The sequence below is a fragment of the Nonomuraea sp. NPDC003707 genome, assembly GCF_053587055.1.
In genome coordinates, this window is record NZ_JBSFNK010000017.1 from 234,032 (window position 1) to 253,280 (window position 19,249).

A 19,249-nucleotide genomic window follows, 5' to 3' on the forward strand; every position below is an offset into this window, starting at 1 on the left:
TCGCCGTTCCGACGGCGGGGCCCTCGGCTTTGGCGCGGGGTCCTAGGCCCAATTGCCGGGGTCGGCTAGGACCGGCGCTGGAGGCGCCGGGAGGCGGGGCTCCGTAGCGTTCGGGGCATGAAGAGAAAAGCGTTGACGGTGGGCCTGGTGGCGATGGTGTCGCTGGTGGCCTTCGAGTACATGGCGGTCGCGATCGCCATGCCGGTCGTGGCCAAGGAGCTCGGCGGGCTGGAGCTCTACGGTCTGGCGTTCAGCGGGGCGATGGCGGCCAGCGTGGTGGGCACCGTGCTCGGCGGCCGGTGGGCGGACGTACGCGGCCCCCTGGCGCCCCTGTGGACCGGTGTGGCGGGGTTTGTCGGCGGTCTGACGGTGGCGGGGCTGGCGCCGAGCATGGAGGTGCTGATCGCGGGCCGGTTCCTGCAGGGGTTCGGCGGCGCGCTGGTCAGCGTGGCGCTCTATGTCGTGGTGGCCCGGGTCTATCCCGAGGAGCTGCATCCGCGGATCTTCTCCCTCTTCGCGACCGCGTGGGTGGTGCCCTCGATGGCGGGGCCGGCGATCGTGGGAGTGGTGACCGAGACGCTCGGGTGGCGCTGGGTGTTCCTGTTGGTGCCGATGCTGACCGTGGCGGGCGGCCTGGTGCTGCTGCGCGGGCTGGCGGGTCAGCCTTTGGCCGGTGGGCAGAGCGAGTCCGAGCCCGGCCTGCTGGGGAAGATCGGCTGGGCGGTCGTGACGGCCGTGGGCGCCGGGCTCATGCAGTACGGCAGCGACGGGCGGCTCGTGCTGCTGGTCGCGGGCCTGGCGGTGCTGCTCGTGGCGCTGCCCAGGCTGCTTCCCGCCGGTACGCTGCGCGCCGCCCGCGGGCTGCCGTCCGTGGTCGGGCTGCGCGGCCTGGCCTCCGGCGCGTTCTTCGCGGCCGAGGTGATCGTGCCGCTCATGCTGATCCAGGCGCGCGGCCTGTCGACGCTGGCCGCCGGCCTCGTGCTCATGGGAGGCTCTCTGACCTGGTCGTTCGCCTCGTGGCTGCAGGGCCGCGAGACCTTCAGCCAGGTGACGAACCTGCGGCTGGGCTCGGCCATGCTGGCGCTGGGCATCCTGCTCATGGGCACGGTGACGTTCACCGCGGTGCCGGTGGCGCTGGCCTACCCGGCGTGGATCATCACCGGCTTCGGGATCGGCCTGCTCTACCCGACGCTGTCGGTGCTGACGCTGGAGCTGTCGGCGCCCGGCGAGCAGGGCAGGAACAGCTCGGCGCTGCAGGTGGGCGAGTCGGTGTTCTCGGTGGTGGCGGTGGCCGTCACCAGCGCGCTGTTCACGGCGGCCCACTCGGGATACTGGACGGTGTACGCGGCCACGCTGGTCATGGCGCTGGCCGGGCTGGCGATCGCGCCCCGGTCTTTCGGCCGCCGGGCCACGAGCGGTTCCGCCGATCCGGTGGCACCGGCGGAACCAGCTCGTGAGCCCGTCAATCGACCGGCGTGACCGCACGCCGCCGGGCCGACAGCGTCCTGAACACCGGCGCGAGCAACGCCAGGGCGGCCAGGACCAGCAGCACCACGGCGATCGGGCTGCGCACGAGGACCGTAACGTCGCCCGCCCCGATCGCCAGGGCGCGGCGGAGCTGGATCTCCGCCATCGGGCCCAGGATCATGCCGATCACCGCGGGGGCGACCGGCAGACCGAAGCGGCGCATGGCGTAGCCCAGGAGACCCAGGACGTACAGGACCACGAGGTCCACGACGGTGCCGTTCAGGGCGTAGACGCCGAGGGCGGCGAACAGGACGATCCCGGCGTACAGGTACGGGCGGGGGATCCGCAGGACGCGAGCCCACAGGGGAGCGAGGGGCAGGTTCAGCACCAGCAGCATCGTGTTGCCGATGAACAGCGACGCGATCATGCCCCACACCAGCGCCGGGTTGTGGTCGAACAGCTGCGGCCCGGGCTGGAGCCCGTACTGCTGGAAGGCGGCCAGCAGGATCGCGGCCGTCGCCGACGTGGGCAGGCCCAGCGTGAGCAGCGGGACCAGGGTGCCCGCCGCGGAGGCGTTGTTGGCCGCCTCGGGCCCGGCCACACCCTCGATGGCCCCCTTGCCGAACTCCTCGCGGGCCTGTCCGCGCGCCAGCCGCTTCTCGGCCGCGTACGACAGGAAGGTGGGGATCTCCGCCCCGCCGCCGGGCAGCGCGCCGAACGGGAAGCCCAGCGCCGTGCCGCGCAGCCACGGGAACCAGGAGCGCCGCCAGTCCGCGCGCCCCATCCACGCCCGTCCGACGGGCACCACCTCGGGCGTGTCGTGGCGCAGCCGCGAGGCCACGTAGAGGGCCTCGCCGAGCGCGAAGAGCCCCACCGCGACGATCACGACGTCGATGCCGTCGAGCAACTGCGGGATGCCCATGGTGAGCCGGGCCTGGCCGGTCTGCTGGTCGATGCCGACGAGCCCGATCACGAGCCCGAGGCCCAGGGAGGCCAGGCCGCGCACGACCGAGCGGGACAGCACGGACGACACGGCGGTGAAGGCCAGGATCGCCAGCGCGAAGTAGTCCTCGGGACCGAACGAGATCGCGAAGCTCACCACGGCGGGCGCGGCCACGACCAGCAGTGCCGTGGCGATCGTCCCGGCCACGAACGAGCCGATGGCCGCCGTGGCCAGCGCCTGCGCCGCCCGGCCGCGCCGGGCCATCTTGTTGCCCTCCAGCGCCGTGATCATCGACGAGGACTCGCCGGGCGTGTTGAGCAGGATGGAGGTGGTCGAGCCGCCGTACATGCCGCCGTAGTAGATGCCCGCGAACATGATGAACGCGCTGGCCGGCGGCACCGTGAACGTGATCGGCAGGAGCAGCGCCACGGTCATCGCGGGCCCGATGCCGGGCAGCACGCCGACCAGGGTGCCGAGCGTGACGCCGACGAGCGCGTACAGGAGGTTGACGGGGGTGAGCGCGGCGGCGAAGCCGTCGAGCAGAAGCTGGAGCGACTCCACCTAGATCACCCCCGCCAGCAGCCCGCCCGGCAGCGACACGCCGAGGCCCTTGACGAACAGCAGGTACGTGGCGAGCCCCACGACCACCGAGATCACGGCCGTGCGCACCTTGTGCTCGGCCCCGAGCGCCAGCGACAGCCCGAAGAACAGCAGGCTCGCGCCGATGATCCAGCCGAGCACGTTGAGGAGCGCCGTGAACGCCAGGAAGATCCCGCTGACCAGCCCGACGCTGCGCCAGTCCGTGGGCGCCTCCACGTCCACGTCCTCGCTCTCCTCAGGGTCGCCGTGGCCGCCGCGGATGACGTCGGCCACGTAGAACAGGCCGATGAGCACCATGGCGCCGCCCACCAGCATGGGGAAGAAACGGGGCCCGATGCCGAGCTGGGAGGCCGCCGCGGAGACGTCCAGCGTCCCGATCACGACGAGCACGCCCAGGCCCAGCACCACGACCGCCAGCCCGAGCTCGGGCCGCCACCAGCGAGCCATCAGGAAACGAGCCCCATCTCGGCGATGATGCCCTTGACCCGGGTCTGCTCGGAGCTCAGGAAGTCGGTGAACTGCTGCCAGGTCTGGAACGAGTCGATCCAGCCGTTCTTGCTCACCGCGTCCTTCCACGGCTGCGAGTCGTGCATCTTGGTGACCAGGTCGGTCAGCGCCTTCTTGTCGGCGTCGGACAGGCCGCCGGGGGCGACGAAGCCGCGCCAGTTGGCCAGCGAGACGTCCAGGCCGCCCTCCTTCAGCGTGGGCGCGTCCAGGCCGGGGATCCGCTCGGCGGAGGTCACGCCGAGGGCGCGCAGCTTGCCGGACTTCACGTGCTCCGCGAACTCGGCCACGCCCGAGATGCCCGCGCTGACCTTGTTGCCGAGCAGCTCGTTGAGCGCCTCGCCGCCGCCGGAGTGGGCGATGTAGTTGACCTGCTTGGGGTCCACGCCCGCGGCCTTGGCCATCAGGCCCGCCACGATGTGGTCGGTGCCGCCGGCGGACCCGCCCGAGATCGACACCTTCTTCGGGTCGGCCTTCCAGGCCGCCACCATGTCGGCGAGCGACTTGTACGGGGACTCGGCCGGGACGACGACGATCTCGTACTCCTCGGTCAGCTTGGCGATCGGCGTGGTTTCGGCCAGGGTGACCTTGGACTTGTTCTGCTCGATGGCGCCCACCATGACCAGGCCCATGGTCATCAGCAGGTTGCCGTTGCCCTTCTCGCCAGCGAGCTGCGCCAGGCCGATCGTGCCGCCCGCGCCGGGCACGTTGTACACCTCGACCTTGCGCTTGGAGTCGGCGGCCTTGATCGCCTGCTCCGCGATGCGGGAGGTCTGGTCCCAGCCGCCGCCGGGGGAGGCCGGAGCCATGATCCGCAAGGAGCCGCTGGCGGACGTGCCGGTGCCTGACTCGCCGCAGCCGGTCAGCGCGGCGAGGGAGAATGCCGCGAGGGCGGCGAATACGCGCAAGCGCATGATCACTCCAGGGGGTGTTTCACGGTTGTAAAACTGGGATCGTGAAGCCCCCGCTCGCCCACGTCGAGGCTTTGCACGCTTGCCGTCGTAGTGGTCGTATTGGTCGCAACCTGGCCGTGACCTGCGTTTGTTTCCATGTGCACCGTGAGACGCGTCTATGACGCCTCCCTCGGGACCCAGCTGTTCGTGCTCCAGATGGTGATCGTGATCCTCGCCGTCGGGGGCACCGCAGGGGTGTGGGCCGAGCACACGCGCGATCAGCTCGACTCGCTGCACCAGCAGCGGGCGCTGGCCATCGCGCAGTCCGTGGCAGGGCTCCCACAGGTCAGGGAAGCGTTCAAACTGAAGAATCCGGAGACGGTCCTGCAGCCGCTGGCCATGAGCGTGCAGCACGAGACCGGCGCCGACTATGTCGTGATCGCCAACGCCGAGCAGAAGCGCTACGCCCATCCCAACACCCTGCTGATCGGCAAGCAGCTGTCCACCGACGGCACCACCGTGCTCAAGACCGGCAGGAGCTGGGTGGGCACCGAGACCGGCACGATCGGCACCACGGTCAGGGGCAAGGCCCCCATCCGCGACGAATACGGCAGCGTGATCGGCCTGGTCTCGGTCGGCGTGCTGGAGACCACGGTCGTCGGCCAGCTCGGCGCCGCGCTCCCGCCGCTGGTCTGGACGGCGCTGGCCGTGCTGCTGGCGGGGCTCACGCTGGCCGCGGTGATCACCGCGCGGGTGCGCAGGCAGACGTTCGGGCTGGAGCCGCGCGAGATCGCCGCGCTGCTGGAGCAGCGCGAGGGGGTGCTGCACGGCGTCAAGGAGGGCGTGCTCGCGCTCGACCTCAACGGCCGCGTCACGCTGGTCAACGACGCCGCTCGCGAGCTCCTGGGCAACGTCGGCGAGGACCTGACGCAGATGCCGGTCTCCGAGCGCATGCGCGACGTGCTCGGGGGCGCCGACCCCGGCGAGGACCGCGTCGTGCTGCACGGCGAGCGCGTGCTGGTTCTCAACCGCACCCCGGTCTCGGTACGCGGCCAGCACCGCGGCTGGGTCGTCACCCTGCGGGACCGCACCGAGCTGACCCGGCTGGCCCGCGAGCTCCACGACACCAGCAGCGCGACGGACGCGCTGCGGGCGCAGGCGCACGAGTTCGCCAACCGCATGCACACCATCGTCGGCCTGCTGGAGCTGGGCGAGCACGAGGCGGCTATCGGCTTCATCACCCGCAGCACCGGCGGCACCTACCTCACCGACCTGCGCGAACGCGTCCAGGACCCCACCCTGGCCGCCCTGCTGCTGGCCAAGTCCGCCGAGGCGGCCGAGCGGGGCGCCCGGCTCGTGCTGTCGGACGACTCCGCCGTGCCCGAGGGCCTGCTCGGCGACCCGCAGGACGCGGTCCTCGTGGTCGGCAACCTGGTCGCCAACGCCATCGACGCGCTCGACGGCGCCGAGGGCACGATCGAGGTGTCGGTGCAGGCCGACGCCGACGGGCTGCGCGTACGGGTGGGCGACTCCGGGCCGGGCATCGCGCCCGACCTGGTGGAAGAGGTGTTCAGGGAGGGGTTCACCACCAAGGCCGCCCAGTCGGGACCGCGTGGGCTCGGGCTGGCGCTGACCCGGCAGGCGTGTCTGCGCCGGGGCGGCTGGGTACGTGTACGGAACTCGGGCGGCGCGGTCTTCACGGCCCTGCTCCCGGCGAAGGCCCGCACGTGATCCCGGTGCCGGGATCCGCGGCGGAGGTGCGCGTGCCGGGACCCGCGGCAGTGGTGCGCGTGCCCGGGCTCCTGGCGGAGGTGCGGTCATGAGTGACATCCGGGTGCTGGTGGTGGACGACGACTTCATGGTCGCCCGCATCCACAGCGGCTACGTGGCGCGCGTACCCGGATTCCGGGTCGTGTCCGTCGCGCACAGCGGGGCCGACGCGCTCACCGCGGCGGCCGAGCTGCGGCCGGACCTCGTGCTGCTCGACATCTACCTGCCCGACATGTCGGGACTTGAGGTGCTCAAGCAGCTCCACGGCGTGGACGTCCTCATGATCAGCGCCGCCCGCGACGTGCCCACGGTCAGGGAGGCCATGCGCGGCGGCGCCGTCAACTACCTCATCAAGCCCTTCACCGCCGCCGCGCTGACCGACCGGCTCCAGCAGTACGCCGACACCCGCAGGCGCCTGACCGCCATCGGCCCCGAGGCGCGGCAGGACGACGTGGACCGGCTCTTCGGGAGCCCCAAGACGTCCGCGCCGATGCCGAAGGGGCTGTCGGCGGCCACGTGCGAACTGGTCGCGGACACCCTCCGGGAGGCGGGCCGCGACCTGTCGGCGACCGAGACGGCCGAGCTCACGGGCCTGTCGAGGGTGAGCGTCCGCCGCTATCTCGAATACCTGTGCGTGGCCGGGCAGGCCGAGTTCCGGCCCCGTTACGGCACCGCCGGACGGCCGGAACATCGCTACCGGTGGCTAGGTTGACACACTTCCGTAGCCATTTCCCGTGACATATGCGGATCCGCGTGCCTTACTGTTGCCTGAGACTTGGCTGCGGACCGGGAGGAGATTGAGGCGTGCGTAACGCCGGACCGATCGAATCACCGACCGACCCGTTCGCCTCGGTGCCGTTACCCGCGTCGGGGGTCTCCAAGAAGCCGCGGATCGAAGGGCTGCCCCCGGGTGTCTCCCGGGACATCTTCGGCCCCACGGACAGGCAGGAACCCCGGCCGGCCCAAGGCCCGAGCGCCCCGGGCGGTCCCTCGGGCGGTGCGCTGCCCCCTGTGGCGCCGCCGGCGCAGCCATGGCCGGTGAACGGCAAGCAACCGCCGACCCCGCCCGCGCCCGTGTTCGGCTCCCCTTCGGAGCGGCCGACCTCGTACGAGCCCGAGCCGCCTCGCAAGCGCCGCCTCCTGCCGGGCCTGCTGGTGTGCATCGTGCTGCTCGCGGCGCTGGCGTACGTGGTGCCCGCCGTGCTCATGTCGGGCTCCGTCCTGCGCGGCACCCAGGTCTCGGGCGTCGACATCGGCGGGCTGACCGTCACCCAGGCGGCCGACAAGCTCCGCAACGAGCTCGCCACCCGGCTGAGTCGCCCGGTCGTGGTCGACATCGCCGGCCGCAAGGAGACCATCCAGTCCGACGAGGCCGGTCTCGAACTCGACGTGGTCGGCACGATCGGCCAGGCGCCCAGCGGGTTCCCCAGCCCGCAGGAGGTGTGGCGGGGCCTCACCGGCAAGACCCAGCTCCAGCCGAAGGTGAACCTCGACTCCTCGCAGCTGGCCAGGACCGTCGAGGGCATGGCCGAGGCCGCCGACAAGAAGCCCCACGAGGGCCGGGTGACCTTCACCGGGCTGGAGCCGAAGGCCCGCCAGCCCGAGGACGGCGTGCTGCTCGACCGGGAGGACGCCGTGCGCCGGATCGGCGACGCCTTCCTGCAGGGCGGCGGCAACGTCGTGCTCACCCTCAGGCCGGCCAAGTCCGTCACCAGCGCCGACGCCGTCGCGACCGCCCTCACCAAGGCGAAGCAGGCCGTCTCCGGGCCCGTCACGCTGACGGTCGGCGACAAGCAGGCGCAGATCCCCCCGGCCATGATCGCCGCCAACCTGACCTACAACTCCGACGGCTCCGGCGGGCTCGCGCCCCAGTTCGACACCACGGCGGTGCTGGCGGCCCTGGAGAGCCGGCTGGTGGACGCGGCCCAGCAGCCGCGCGACGCCACGTACGACATCGTGAACGGCAAGCCGGTCCTGGTGCCCGCCCGCACGGGGCGGGGCGTGAACGGCAAGCTGCTGGCCAGGGACGCCGAGCGGCTGTTCGACGAGGGCGGCAGCCGGACGATCCCGGTCCGGCTGGGCGCCGTCGCCCCCGCGGTCACGACGGAGCAGGTACGCGACCTCGGAGTCAAAGAGACCGTGGGCACGTTCACCACGTCGTTCGACGCCGGCCAGCCTCGCGTCAAGAACATCCAGCGCATGGCGCAGGAGCTCGACGGGCAGCTGGTGAAGCCCGGGGCGACGTTCTCGATCAACGAGGTCGTGGGCGAGCGCACCGTCGAGGACGGGTACGTCGAGGCGGGACAGATCGTCGGCGGGCGGATGGTGAGCATCGTCGGCGGCGGGGTCTCCCAGTTCGCCACGACCATGTACAACGCGGCCTTCTTCGGTGGGTTCGACCTGGTCGAGCACCAGCCGATGGACTTCTACGCCCCCCGCTACCCGCCCGGGCGGGACGTGGCGCTGCTCTATCCGGACACGGACCTGAAGTGGCGCAACGACTCCGACTTCGGCGTGCTGATCAAGACGGCCTTCACGGAGACTTCGGTGACGGTCACCTTGTGGAGCACCGAGCGGTACGACGAGGTGGAGGCGGTGGCGTCCGAGAAGCGGGACATCCGGCCGTTCCGGACCGAGACCAGCTCGGCGCCGGGATGCTTGCCGACGGTGGGGGAGCAGGGGTTCACGATCGATGTGACCCGGGTGTTCCACCAGGACGGCAAGGTGGTCAAGAAGGACAAGAAGCTGACCACCAAGTACCGGCCCCAGACGCAGACCACCTGCAGCTGACCCCCGCTCGCCGCCCGCCCGGCCCTCCGCCGAAGACGGGCACGCCGAGACGCGCCTACGGTGTGGGCGCTGTCCCGCCGGCGGGCGTGGGTCCGTGCCTCAGCAGCCGAGCCGGCGGCGCCGCCCGCGTGCTGCACGGGCGACGCGGACGGTGTGTGGCGTGTGGGCGGTGCCGGGTTCCGTTCCGGGTACCTCGGGGCCCCTAGGGCGTTTGCCCGGGTCTGGGGCGCGTCTGGGGGCGTCTGAGGCGGGGTTACGAGAGCGGGACCGAGAGGATGCGGTCGTCGCCCGGCCGCGGGGAGCCGCGCCCGTCCTTGTTGCTGGTGCCGACCCACAGCGTCCCGTCCGGGGCCGCGGTGACGGCGCGGAGGCGGCCGTAGCGGCCGGTGAAGTGGGCGACGGGCGTGCCCGCCGACCCGTCCGCCGTCAGCGGGATCTGCCACAGCCGGGTCCCGCGCAGCGCCCCCACCCACAGCGAGCCGTTCGCGTACGCCATCCCCGACGGCGAGGCCTCGTCGGTGGACCAGGTGACGATGGGGTTCACGTAGCGCGAGTCGTCGCTGCGCCCCTCGACCTCCGGCCAGCCGTAGTTGCCTCCCGCCTTGATGAGGTTCACCTCGTCATAGGTGTTCTGGCCGAACTCCGACGCGTACAGGCGGCCGGACGGGTCCCAGGCCAGCCCCTGGACGTTGCGGTGGCCGTAGCTGTAGACGAGCGTCCCGAACGGGTTGCCGGGCGCGGGCGCCCCGTCCACGGTCATGCGGAGGATCTTGCCGCCCAGCGAGTCGCGCTGCTGGGCCAACTGGTCGTCGCCGGTCTCGCCGGTGGAGGCGTACAGGAACCCGTCGGGTCCGAACGCGAGCCGTCCCCCGTTGTGGATCCCGCCCTTGGGGATGCCCCGCACCAGGACCCGCTCGTCGCCGAGGCGGTCGCCGGTGAGCTGGTAGCGGACGATCCGGTTGTCCTGTTCCGCGGTGTAGTAAAGGAATATTTGCTGATCCTTTGCCGCCACCCCCATCAGCCCGCCCTCGCCGGCCGCGCTCACCCCCGGGATCGTTCCCAGCGAGGTCACCTTCCCGTCCCGGGTCACGCGAAGCAGCCTGGCCGTGTCACGCTCCGTGACCAGCGCGTCGCCTCCGGGCAGGAACGTGATCGCCCACGGCACCGCCAGCCCCGTCACCACGTCCCTGGGCTCTCCCGGCCCGGCCCCGGCCGGAGCGGTGGCCGTCGGCGTCACCTCCCCGCCGCCGGCCAGACCGCTGGAACAGGCGGTGAGCACGGCCATGAGCATGAGCGTCCAGAGCTTCCTCATGTGTTCCATACTTCCCTTGGAGTCATAAGGTTCTCGGCATGAAGACCTGGGTTCCGTCCGATTCGGTGGCTGATGTTCTGTCCGACCTGCCTGGGGTTGAATGTGCTGTTTACGATGGCACAGCCCCGATGCCGGAAGGGATCGACGAGGTAGAGGTCTGGATCCCGCCGCTCGTCACCGTGCCGGACGTCCCGGGCACGCTGGCCAGGATGAGCTCCCTGCGGCTGGTGCAGACCGTCACCGCGGGTGTGGAGCCGTACCGGCCGCACCTGCCGGACGGCGCGGTGCTGTGCAACGCCCGCGGCGTGCACGACGCCGGGACCGCCGAGTGGGCCGTCGGGGCGATGATCGCGGTGCTGCGGGAGTTCCCCGGGTTCGTGGACGCGCAGCGCAGGGGCGAGTGGACCTACCACCACACCGACGTGCTGGCCGACTCCACCGTGCTCATCGTCGGCCACGGCTCCATCGGCGCCGCGCTGGAGAGGCGGCTTGAGGGGTTCGAGGTCGAGGTCGTACGCGTGGCCAGGAGCGCCCGCGACGGCGTGCACGCCATGGACGAGCTGCCCGCCCTGCTGCCGGAGGCTGACGCCGTGGTGCTGCTCGTGCCCGCCACGGCCGACACCGCGGGCATGGTCGACGCGGCTTTCCTGGCGCGGATGAAGGACGGCGCCGTGCTGGTCAACGCCGCCAGGGGCGGGATCGTCGACACGGACGCGCTGATCGCGGAGCTCAAAAACGGTAGGCTACGCGCCGCGCTGGATGTGACCGCGCCCGAGCCGCTGCCCGAGGGCCACCCCCTCTGGAGCGCTCCGGGCCTCCTGATCACTCCGCACGTCGCGGGCAGCACCCCCGCGTCCGGGCGGCGCATGCTGCGCCTGATCCGCGCCCAGCTGCTGCGCTATCTCGCAGACGAACCGCTGGTCAACGTCATCACCGACTCGTACTGAGAGGATCCCGGAAAGTGGCTGGTCCGTGACCTTCGGTGCGTACGGTTGCCTTTGCGAGGAGGTCCTGACTCGCTGTCAAGGATCTCTTGGCGGAAATTGGTCTGTGTGGTTATCAGATCGGTGACGACATCGGCGTTGTCACCACCCGCGCACCCACGAGCGCACACACTGGCGAAGTGATCGACCGGGCTTCGGCGGTCGCAGGTGCAGGGTTCGAGACGGGATGGGCAACGACTGTGATCCGCTGGCGTGATCCACGGGTGCCGCTGACCGCCGCGGCGGCGGCAGGCGCGGTGGCCTTCGCCGCCGCGCTCGGCGTACGCGGTGAGGCCTTGCTCACCGGCGCTGTCGCCGGCGGGCTGGCGGCGCTGATCGCGGCCGGTTCGCTGTTGTTCGCCTCGGTGAAGTCGGCCGGGCACCGGCCGACGGCGCTGGGCGCGCGCTGGATGGGCGGCGGAGCCGTCATCTGGGCCGCCGGCGTGGCGTTGCGCCCGTTCGCCGAGAGCTTCCTGGTCAGTTTCGCCGACCTGTTCGTGCTGCTCGGCACCGTGGTGACGGCCGGAGGCGCGCTGATCGCCGCCGACCGCAGATTCCCGGCCAGGGTCGTTTTACGGCATGTCACCGACGCCTACCTGTGCGCCGCCTCGCTCTTCCTGATCGGCTGGGTGGCCGCGCTGCGGCACGTCTACGACGACGCGGCGGACCCGGCGGCGTTCACGCTGGTCATGCTGCCGCCGATGATCGCGCTGCTGGTGACGTGCGCCGTGATCCCGTCGGTGCTGACGAGCCGGGCCTCCTCGTGGCCGCTCGGCCTGGCGGGCGTCGGCGTGCTCGCCACCATGACCGTGGCGGGCCTGGCGGCCGGCGTCGCCAGGCTCGACGGCGGCGATCCGCAGATCTGGACCGTCATGCTCGCGCCTGTCGCGTTCCTGCTGCTCGCCGCCATCCCGTGGGGGCCGACTCCGGGCGCGGCGGGCAGGTCCGCCGTCGGAGGTGTGGTCGCGCTGGTGCCGATGGGGCTGGTCGCCGTGGCCGCCTGCACGCTGCTCGCCCACCTGGTGGGCGGCGGGGCCGAGCGGCCCGTGACCGGCGTCGTGGTGGTCGCGGTCTCCGTGGTGCTGCTCCTGATCGTCCGCCTGTTCTTCGTCTCGGCGACCAACATGCGCCTGCGCGGCCTGGTCAAGCTCGGTGAGCGGCAGCTCAGGGAGCTCGCCCAGAGCACCGGCGACGTGGTGTTCCTCGCCGACTACGAGGGTGTGGTGCGGGAGATCGACGCCGGGGTCGAGGTCACGTACGGCTACCGCCCCGAAGACGTGGTCGGCGGGTCGATCTTCGACTACATCCACCCGGAGGACGTCCCCGGCATCCAGGTCGCGCTGCGCGCCATGCACCTCGACGAGGACAACGCCGCGCCCGGCGCCTGCCTGATCGCCTGCCGGGTGCGCGCGGCCGACGGCACGTGGCGGCCCACCGAGTCGGTCGCCACCCGCCACGTCGGCGGCGACGAGCTGCTGCTGGTGACCACCAGGGACGTCAGCGACGAGGAGGCGCTGCGCAACCAGGTCGCCCACCTGACCTTCCACGACGGCGTCACCGGGCTGCCCAACCGCGCCTACTTCGAGGAGCGCACCCGCGAGGTGCTCTCGGGGCGCACCTCCGGCGCCGGAGCGGCCAACGTCGCGGTCATCTTCCTCGACCTCGACGGGTTCACCTCGGTCAACGACTCGGTCGGCCACGCCAGCGGCGACTACCTGCTCGGGCAGGCCGCCCGCAGGCTGCGGAGCGCCGTACGCGCCGACGACACGCTCGCCCGATGGGGCGGCGACGAGTTCGCGGTGCTCGTGGAGACGGGCGGTGACGCGCAGGTCGCGGTCGATCTGGCCGAGCGGCTCGTAGGCGCGGTCTCGCAGGAGCCGTTCCGCGTCGCCGACCGCGACGTGGCGCTGACCGCGAGCGTGGGCGTGGCCTTCACCGAGGACGACATGCCGGCCGGAGACCTCATCCGTAACGCGGATGTCGCGATGGCGCGCTCCAAAGAGCTGGGCGGGCGGCGGGTCGAGGTGTTCGCCGCGCAGATGCACGCCGACGTGGTGCGCCGGCTGGAGCTGGCGGCCGACCTGCAGCGGGCGCTGATCGAGCAGCAGTTCGCGATCGAATACCAGCCGATCGTCGATCTGGCCACCTCGCGGGTGACCTCGGTCGAGGCGCTGGTGCGGTGGTGGCGCGGGTCGGTGTTCGTGCCGCCCGAGCAGTTCCTGGGCCCGGCCGAGGACACCGGGCTGATCGTGCCGCTGGGGGAGTGGATCCTGCGCGAGGCGTGCCGCGAGGTGGCCGCCTGGCGGGCCTCGTCCTGGGACATCGGCCTGTCGCTCAACCTGTCGGCCCGGCAGATCACCGCGCCGCGGTTCGTCGAGACGGTCGAGGAGGCGCTGGCCGAGAGCGGGCTGCCGGCCTCCGCGCTCACCCTAGAGGTGATCGAGGAGATGCTGGTCGAGGACGCCGAGGAGACGATCAAGCGGCTGTCGGAGCTGCGGGCGCTCGGGGTGCGGCTGGCCATCGACGACTTCGGCACGGGTTACGCGTCGCTCGCGTTCCTGCGGCAGCTCCCGGTCGACATGATCAAGATCGATCCGTCGTTCGTGTCGGGGCTGGGCAATGACGACACGCTGACGCTGCTCACCCGTACCATCGTCCGGCTCGGCCACGACCTCGGGCTTATCGTGGTGGCAGAGGGGATAGAGCGTCCCGAACAGCTCGATCTGCTCAAGCGGATGGGGTGCACGAAGGGTCAGGGCTTCCTGGTCGCACGGCCGATGGCGGCGCGCGGAGTCGACTCGTTGATGCGTACGAGTCTCACTGTTTGAGACATGTGTCCACGAAGTTGGCACCAGGGCATTCAGTGCGGCTATGGTGTAGGTCATGCTTCGCAGTGAGATTCTCGTAGTACTTCGCCGGCGCGCAGGCCGATAGCGAAGCACGACGACCTGCGCGCCGCCCCAGACCCGCCGTCCCGGTGGGAAGGGGCATTTTTTATGTCCTTAAGCGAGTAGCCACGCAAGGAACGAGCCGATGACCGAACGGATGACAGGTGCACAGGCCCTGGTGAGGGCGCTGGAGCACGTTGGAGTCGACACAGTGTTCGGGATCCCGGGCGGTGCCATTCTGCCGGCCTACGATCCTCTCTACGACTCGACCAAAGTCCGGCACGTGCTCGTACGCCACGAGCAGGGCGCCGGTCACGCGGCCGAGGGCTACGCGCAGGCGACCGGCAGGGTCGGGGTGTGCATGGCCACCAGCGGCCCCGGTGCCACCAACCTGGTGACGCCGATTGCCGACGCGTACATGGACTCGGTGCCGATCGTGGCGATCACCGGCCAGGTGGCCAGCGCGGCCATCGGCACGGACGCGTTCCAGGAAGCCGACATCTGCGGCATCACCATGCCGATCACGAAGCACAACTTCCTGATCACGGACCCGGCGGACATCCCCCGCACGATCATGGAGGCCTTCCACATCGCCTCCACCGGCCGTCCCGGCCCGGTTCTCGTGGACATCTCCAAGGACGCGTTGCAGGCCGACACCACCTTCAGCTGGCCGCCGACCATGCAGCTCCCGGGCTACCGCCCGGTCACCAGGCCGCACTCCAAGCAGATCCGCGAGGCCGCCAAGCTGATCGCCGAGTCCAAGCGGCCGGTTCTGTACGTCGGCGGCGGCGTCCACAAGGCGCGTGCCTCCGCCGAGCTGCTGCAGCTGGCCGAGCTGACCGGCATCCCGGTCATCACCACCCTGATGGCGCGCGGCACGTTCCCCGACAGCCACCCGCAGCACATGGGCATGCCGGGCATGCACGGCAGCGTGTCGGCCGTGGGCGCGCTGCAGAAGGCCGACCTGCTCATCGGGCTGGGCGTGCGCTTCGACGACCGGGTGACCGGCGACCTGGCGTCGTTCGCCCCGTACGCCAAGGTCGTGCACGCCGACATCGACCCGGCGGAGATCTCCAAGAACCGCCACGCCGACGTGCCGATCGTGGGTGACTGCAAGGAGGTCATCGGCGACCTGGTCGCCGTGATCCAGGCGTCCGGCCAGAAGGGCGACTACACCGAGTGGTGGACGACGCTCAACGGCTACAAGCAGACGTACCCGCTGGGCTACGAGACGTACGAGGACGGCACGCTGGCGCCCCAGTACGTCATGGAGCGGCTGAGCGCGATCGCCGGGCCCGACACGTACTACGTGGCCGGGGTCGGGCAGCACCAGATGTGGGCCGCGCAGTTCATCGACTACGAGAACCCCGGCACGTTCATCAACTCCGGCGGCCTCGGCACGATGGGCTTCGCCGTCCCGGCCGCGATGGGCGCCAAGATGGGCCGCCCCGAATCCACGGTGTGGGCCATCGACGGCGACGGCTGCTTCCAGATGACCAACCAGGAGCTGGCCACCTGCGCCCTGGAGGGCGTGCCGGTCAAGATCGCCGTCATCAACAACGGCAACCTCGGCATGGTCCGCCAGTGGCAGACGCTCTTCTACGACCAGCGATACTCCAACACCGACCTGCAGACGGTCCGCCGCATCCCCGACTTCGTCAAGCTGGCCGAGGCCTATGGTTGTGTGGGCCTGCGATGCGAGCGTGCCGAGGACGTGGACGCCGTGATCAAGAAGGCCATGGAGATCAACGACGTGCCCGTCGTGGTCGACTTCGTCGTCCACCAGGACGCCATGGTCTGGCCCATGGTCCCGGCGGGCACCAGCAACGACGACATCAAGATCGCCCGTGACATGGCGCCCAAGTGGGAGAACGAGGATGAGTAGGCATACTCTGTCGGTGCTTGTCGAGAACAAGCCGGGCGTACTGGCACGCGTGTCCGCGTTGTTCAGCCGAAGGGGCTTCAACATAGACTCGCTGGCAGTGGGGCCGACCGAACACGACGACATCTCGCGCATGACCATCGTGGTCAGCGTCGAGGAGCTGCCCCTTGAGCAGGTCACCAAGCAGCTCAACAAGCTGGTGAACGTCCTGAAGATCGTCGAGCTCGACACGTCGCAGTCCGTCCAGCGCGAGCTGATGCTGATCAAGGTCAAGGCCGACGCCGACAGCCGTTCCCACGTGCTGGAGCTGGTCAACCTCTTCCGCGCGCGCTGCGTCGACGTGGCCGCCGACGCCGTGACCATCGAGGTCACCGGCACTCCCGACAAGCTCGAGGCGTTCGTCAAGGTCCTCGAGCCGTTCGGGATCAAAGAACTCGTCCAGTCGGGCATGGTGGCCATCGGCCGCGGCGCCCGCTCCATCACCGACCGGTCCCTCAGGGCACTGGACCGTACCGCCTGAAAGGTATTAGCAAGTGACCGAGATCTACTACGACGACCAGGCCGACCTGTCGATCATCCAGGGGCGCCACGTGGCCGTGCTGGGGTACGGCAGCCAGGGCCACGCCCACGCGCTCTCCCTGCGTGACTCCGGCGTGGACGTGCGTGTCGGCCTGCCGGAGGGCTCCAAGAGCCGCGAGAAGGCGGAGAACGACGGGCTGCGGGTCGTCACCCCGGCGGAGGCGGTGGAGGAGGCCAACCTCACCATGATCCTCGCGCCGGACCACATCCAGCGCCACCTGTACGCCGACCACGTCGCCCCCAACCTGGTCGAGGGCGACGCGCTGTTCTTCGGCCACGGACTGAACATCCGCTACGGCCTCATCGAGGCGCCCGAGGGCGTCGACGTGTGCATGGTCGCCCCCAAGGGCCCGGGCCACCTCGTCCGCCGCCAGTTCGAGGCCGGGCGCGGCGTGCCGTGTCTCGTGGCCGTTGAGAAGGACGCCTCGGGCAAGGCGCTGGACCTGGCGCTGTCGTACGCGAAGGGCATCGGCGGCACCCGCGCCGGCGCGCTGCGCACGACCTTCACCGAGGAGACGGAGACCGACCTGTTCGGCGAGCAGGCCGTGCTGTGCGGCGGCGTGTCCGAGCTGATCAAGGCCGGCTTCGAGACCCTCATCGAGGCGGGCTACCAGCCCGAGGTCGCCTACTTCGAGTGCCTGCACGAGATGAAGCTGATCGTCGACCTCATGTACGAGGGCGGCATCTCGAAGATGTACTGGTCCGTGTCCGACACGGCCGAGTACGGCGGCTACACCCGCGGCCCGCGCGTCATCACCGACGAGACCCGTCAGGAGATGCGCCGGATCCTGGCCGAGATCCAGGACGGCACCTTCGCGCGTCAGCTCGTCGAGGAGTTCGACGGCGGCCAGAAGGAGTTCCAGCGTCACCGTGACGAGCTGGCCGAGAACCCGATCGAGAAGACGGGTGCCAAGCTGCGTCCGATGATGAGCTGGCTGAAGGCGTAACACGCCGGAGCATGACGGGTGGGTGGGCCTCGGGCCCACCCACCCGTTGCCGTATTACCGGCGGTGTTGAGCGGGTCTTACTGGGCGGCCAGCTGAGCGATCTGCTCGGCGCTCAGCACGCCGTCGTACGTGCGCACGTCGTCCACGGTCCCCGGCCAGTAGCCGGTGAAGGCACCTGCCGCCTTGGTCCGTCCGAGCTGGAGCGGGCCGGTGGCGTTCCACGCGCTCGCGTGGGACGTGATGGTGGTGGTGGAGAGCTGGCCGTTGACGTAGATGCGCAGCTCGCCGGCCAGCGCGTCGTAGACGCCGGCGACGTGGGTCCATTCCAGTGGGTTGGGGATGGCGTCGGAGCGGGTGCGTACGAGGGCGGCGGTGTCGGTGTCGGCGGCCCTCATGCCGAGGGTCCACCGCTGCTGTTCCTTGTCGAAGCCGAGCTGGAACCCGGCCGCCCGGCTGCCCGGCTGGGCCACGGCGGCGGTGTCGGTGGTGGGCAGGTAGTCGAGCTGGACCCAGGCGGCCACGGTGAAGCTGGATCTGGTGCCGACGGCGGGGCCGGTGGTCTGGGCGTAGCCGTTGACGCCGTCGAGCGCGAGCGCGCCGTCCAGCCAGCCGGACGTCCACGAGGCCCCGCCCGACAGGGTCGCGGGCGTCCCCCTGCCCGACGAGTCGGCGGCCGTCAGGCCGGACTCCTCATCCAACGTCCAGTGGCCGACCAGCGTGGCAGCGCTGTTGACCAGGTCGGCGAGCTCATCGGCGAACATGGCGCGGCCGTAGACGCGGACCTCGTCGAGGTCGCCCGCCCAGTGGTCCGCCGCCGCGCCGTTGACCTTGCCGCGGCCGATGGTGAGGGGTCCGGCCGCGTTCCACGGCGAGGTGGCGGCGACCGTGGATTCGAGCCTGCCGTTGACGTAGAGGGAGATCTGGCGGGCGGCCGAGTCGTAGACGCCGGCCAGGTGGGTCCACTCGTTCAACCGGGGTGCGGCCCCGGACAGGGCGCGCACGGTCGTCGCGTTGTCGGCGTCCGTGCCCGCCAGCACCAGCGCCCACCGGTCGTCGGTCTTGCTGTACTGCAGCGAGACCGCGCCGGTCCTGCCGCCTTCCTGGGTGAGCGCGGTGGCGGTCGCGGCGTTGCCGGTCAGGCGGGCCCAGGCGGTGACGGTGAAGTTGCGGCTGGTGTCGGTGATGGGGCCGGAGGTCTGGGCGTAGGCGTTGGCCAGCTTCAGCCCCGCGCCTGTCTTACCGGTCGTCCACGTGGCCCCGTACAGCGTCGCGGGGTGGGCGTTCGCCGCGTCGGCGGCCACGGTGCCCTGGCCCTCGTCCAGGGCCCAGTGGCCGTTCGGGCCCTTGCCGCTGTTGACGTTGAAGACGTAGCTGCGGATCGGGCCGAGCTGGCCCGCGCGGTCCTTGCTGCGTACCGACAGGACGTTGGGGCCGTCGTGGCGCGGGGTGAGCGCGATCGTGGCCGTGCCGTCGGCGGCGGGCGCGACCTCGGACTTGGGTGTGGTGTCGAGCCCGTAGACGTAGGCGGCCACGTCGGTGACGCCGTTGGGATCGAACGTGAACGTGCCGGCCAGGCCGACGCCGTCGTTCCAGCCTTCCTCGGCGTACTGGGGCGAGGTCACGACCGGCTCCCTGCCGGGCGCGGTGGCGTCCACGGTGGCCTCGCACCAGGGGCTCCAGGCGCTGTTGGC

At 71.0% G+C, this 19,249-nt stretch carries 14 protein-coding genes; 9 read left to right on the forward strand and 5 right to left on the reverse strand.

What is annotated here, in order from left to right:
• Positions 1 to 117: 117 nt before the first annotated feature.
• Positions 118 to 1,479, forward strand: coding sequence for an MFS transporter (locus ACWDRB_RS37355; RefSeq protein ID WP_449901855.1), 1,362 nt, complete (start codon positions 118 to 120; stop codon positions 1,477 to 1,479).
• Here the strand turns inward: ACWDRB_RS37355 and ACWDRB_RS37360 are convergent.
• The 3 genes from ACWDRB_RS37360 to ACWDRB_RS37370 are packed head-to-tail and all read right to left on the reverse strand — an operon-like array spanning position 1,463 to position 4,428.
• Positions 1,463 to 2,971, reverse strand: a complete 1,509-nt coding sequence (locus ACWDRB_RS37360; RefSeq protein WP_449901858.1) for a tripartite tricarboxylate transporter permease — start codon at positions 2,969 to 2,971, stop codon at positions 1,463 to 1,465. The genes ACWDRB_RS37355 and ACWDRB_RS37360 overlap by 17 nt on opposite strands.
• A complete protein-coding gene (locus ACWDRB_RS37365; protein WP_355205496.1) occupies positions 2,972 to 3,457 on the reverse strand; it encodes a tripartite tricarboxylate transporter TctB family protein in 486 nt (161 codons plus the stop codon). It abuts the gene before it with no gap.
• Positions 3,457 to 4,428: a tripartite tricarboxylate transporter substrate binding protein gene (locus tag ACWDRB_RS37370; protein WP_449901861.1), complete on the reverse strand. Its 972-nt coding sequence runs from the start codon at positions 4,426 to 4,428 to the stop codon at positions 3,457 to 3,459. The genes ACWDRB_RS37365 and ACWDRB_RS37370 overlap by 1 nt, the downstream gene beginning before the upstream one ends.
• Positions 4,429 to 4,563: 135 nt before the next feature.
• Between ACWDRB_RS37370 and ACWDRB_RS37375 the strand changes: the two genes are divergently transcribed.
• The 3 genes from ACWDRB_RS37375 to ACWDRB_RS37385 all read left to right on the forward strand — a co-directional run bounded on the left by ACWDRB_RS37375 (position 4,564) and on the right by ACWDRB_RS37385 (position 8,967).
• On the forward strand, positions 4,564 to 6,138 hold the full coding sequence (locus ACWDRB_RS37375) for an ATP-binding protein (protein ID WP_449901863.1): 1,575 nt from the start codon (positions 4,564 to 4,566) through the stop codon (positions 6,136 to 6,138).
• A gap of 88 nt (positions 6,139 to 6,226) precedes the next feature.
• Positions 6,227 to 6,889 (forward strand): response regulator, encoded by a 663-nt coding sequence (locus tag ACWDRB_RS37380; RefSeq protein WP_350729592.1) that lies wholly within the window; start codon positions 6,227 to 6,229, stop codon positions 6,887 to 6,889.
• Positions 6,890 to 6,981: 92 nt separating this feature from the next.
• The gene (locus tag ACWDRB_RS37385) at positions 6,982 to 8,967 is read left to right on the forward strand and encodes a VanW family protein (protein WP_449901866.1); all 1,986 of its coding nucleotides are present in this window, start codon (positions 6,982 to 6,984) and stop codon (positions 8,965 to 8,967) included.
• Positions 8,968 to 9,220: 253 nt separating this feature from the next.
• On the opposite strand, the gene ACWDRB_RS37390 is transcribed toward ACWDRB_RS37385, so the two are convergent.
• Positions 9,221 to 10,279 carry a PQQ-dependent sugar dehydrogenase gene (locus ACWDRB_RS37390; RefSeq protein ID WP_449901869.1) on the reverse strand — a complete coding sequence of 353 codons (1,059 nt, stop codon included), beginning with the start codon at positions 10,277 to 10,279 and terminating at the stop codon, positions 9,221 to 9,223.
• Between the two features lie 128 nt (positions 10,280 to 10,407).
• On the opposite strand from ACWDRB_RS37390, the gene ACWDRB_RS37395 reads away from it, so the two are divergent.
• The 5 genes from ACWDRB_RS37395 (at position 10,408) to ilvC (ending at position 17,558) form a co-directional block, all read left to right on the forward strand.
• Positions 10,408 to 11,226 carry a 2-hydroxyacid dehydrogenase gene (locus tag ACWDRB_RS37395; protein ID WP_449901872.1) on the forward strand — a complete coding sequence of 273 codons (819 nt, stop codon included), beginning with the start codon at positions 10,408 to 10,410 and terminating at the stop codon, positions 11,224 to 11,226.
• 236 nt (positions 11,227 to 11,462) lie between these two features.
• Positions 11,463 to 14,090, forward strand: a complete 2,628-nt coding sequence (locus ACWDRB_RS37400) for a putative bifunctional diguanylate cyclase/phosphodiesterase (RefSeq protein ID WP_449901874.1) — start codon at positions 11,463 to 11,465, stop codon at positions 14,088 to 14,090.
• 205 nt (positions 14,091 to 14,295) lie between these two features.
• Positions 14,296 to 16,035: an acetolactate synthase large subunit gene (locus tag ACWDRB_RS37405; RefSeq protein ID WP_350729602.1), complete on the forward strand. Its 1,740-nt coding sequence runs from the start codon at positions 14,296 to 14,298 to the stop codon at positions 16,033 to 16,035.
• Positions 16,028 to 16,552 carry an acetolactate synthase small subunit gene (gene ilvN, locus ACWDRB_RS37410; RefSeq protein ID WP_349450824.1) on the forward strand — a complete coding sequence of 175 codons (525 nt, stop codon included), beginning with the start codon at positions 16,028 to 16,030 and terminating at the stop codon, positions 16,550 to 16,552. The genes ACWDRB_RS37405 and ilvN overlap by 8 nt, the downstream gene beginning before the upstream one ends.
• 22 nt (positions 16,553 to 16,574) lie before the next feature.
• Entirely contained in the window at positions 16,575 to 17,558 is a 984-nt protein-coding gene (gene ilvC / locus ACWDRB_RS37415) for a ketol-acid reductoisomerase (protein WP_350729809.1), read from the forward strand.
• A gap of 77 nt (positions 17,559 to 17,635) precedes the next feature.
• Here ilvC and ACWDRB_RS37420 read toward each other — a convergent pair.
• On the reverse strand, positions 17,636 to 19,249 hold a 1,614-nt coding region (locus ACWDRB_RS37420), incomplete at its 5' end, for a LamG domain-containing protein (protein WP_449901878.1).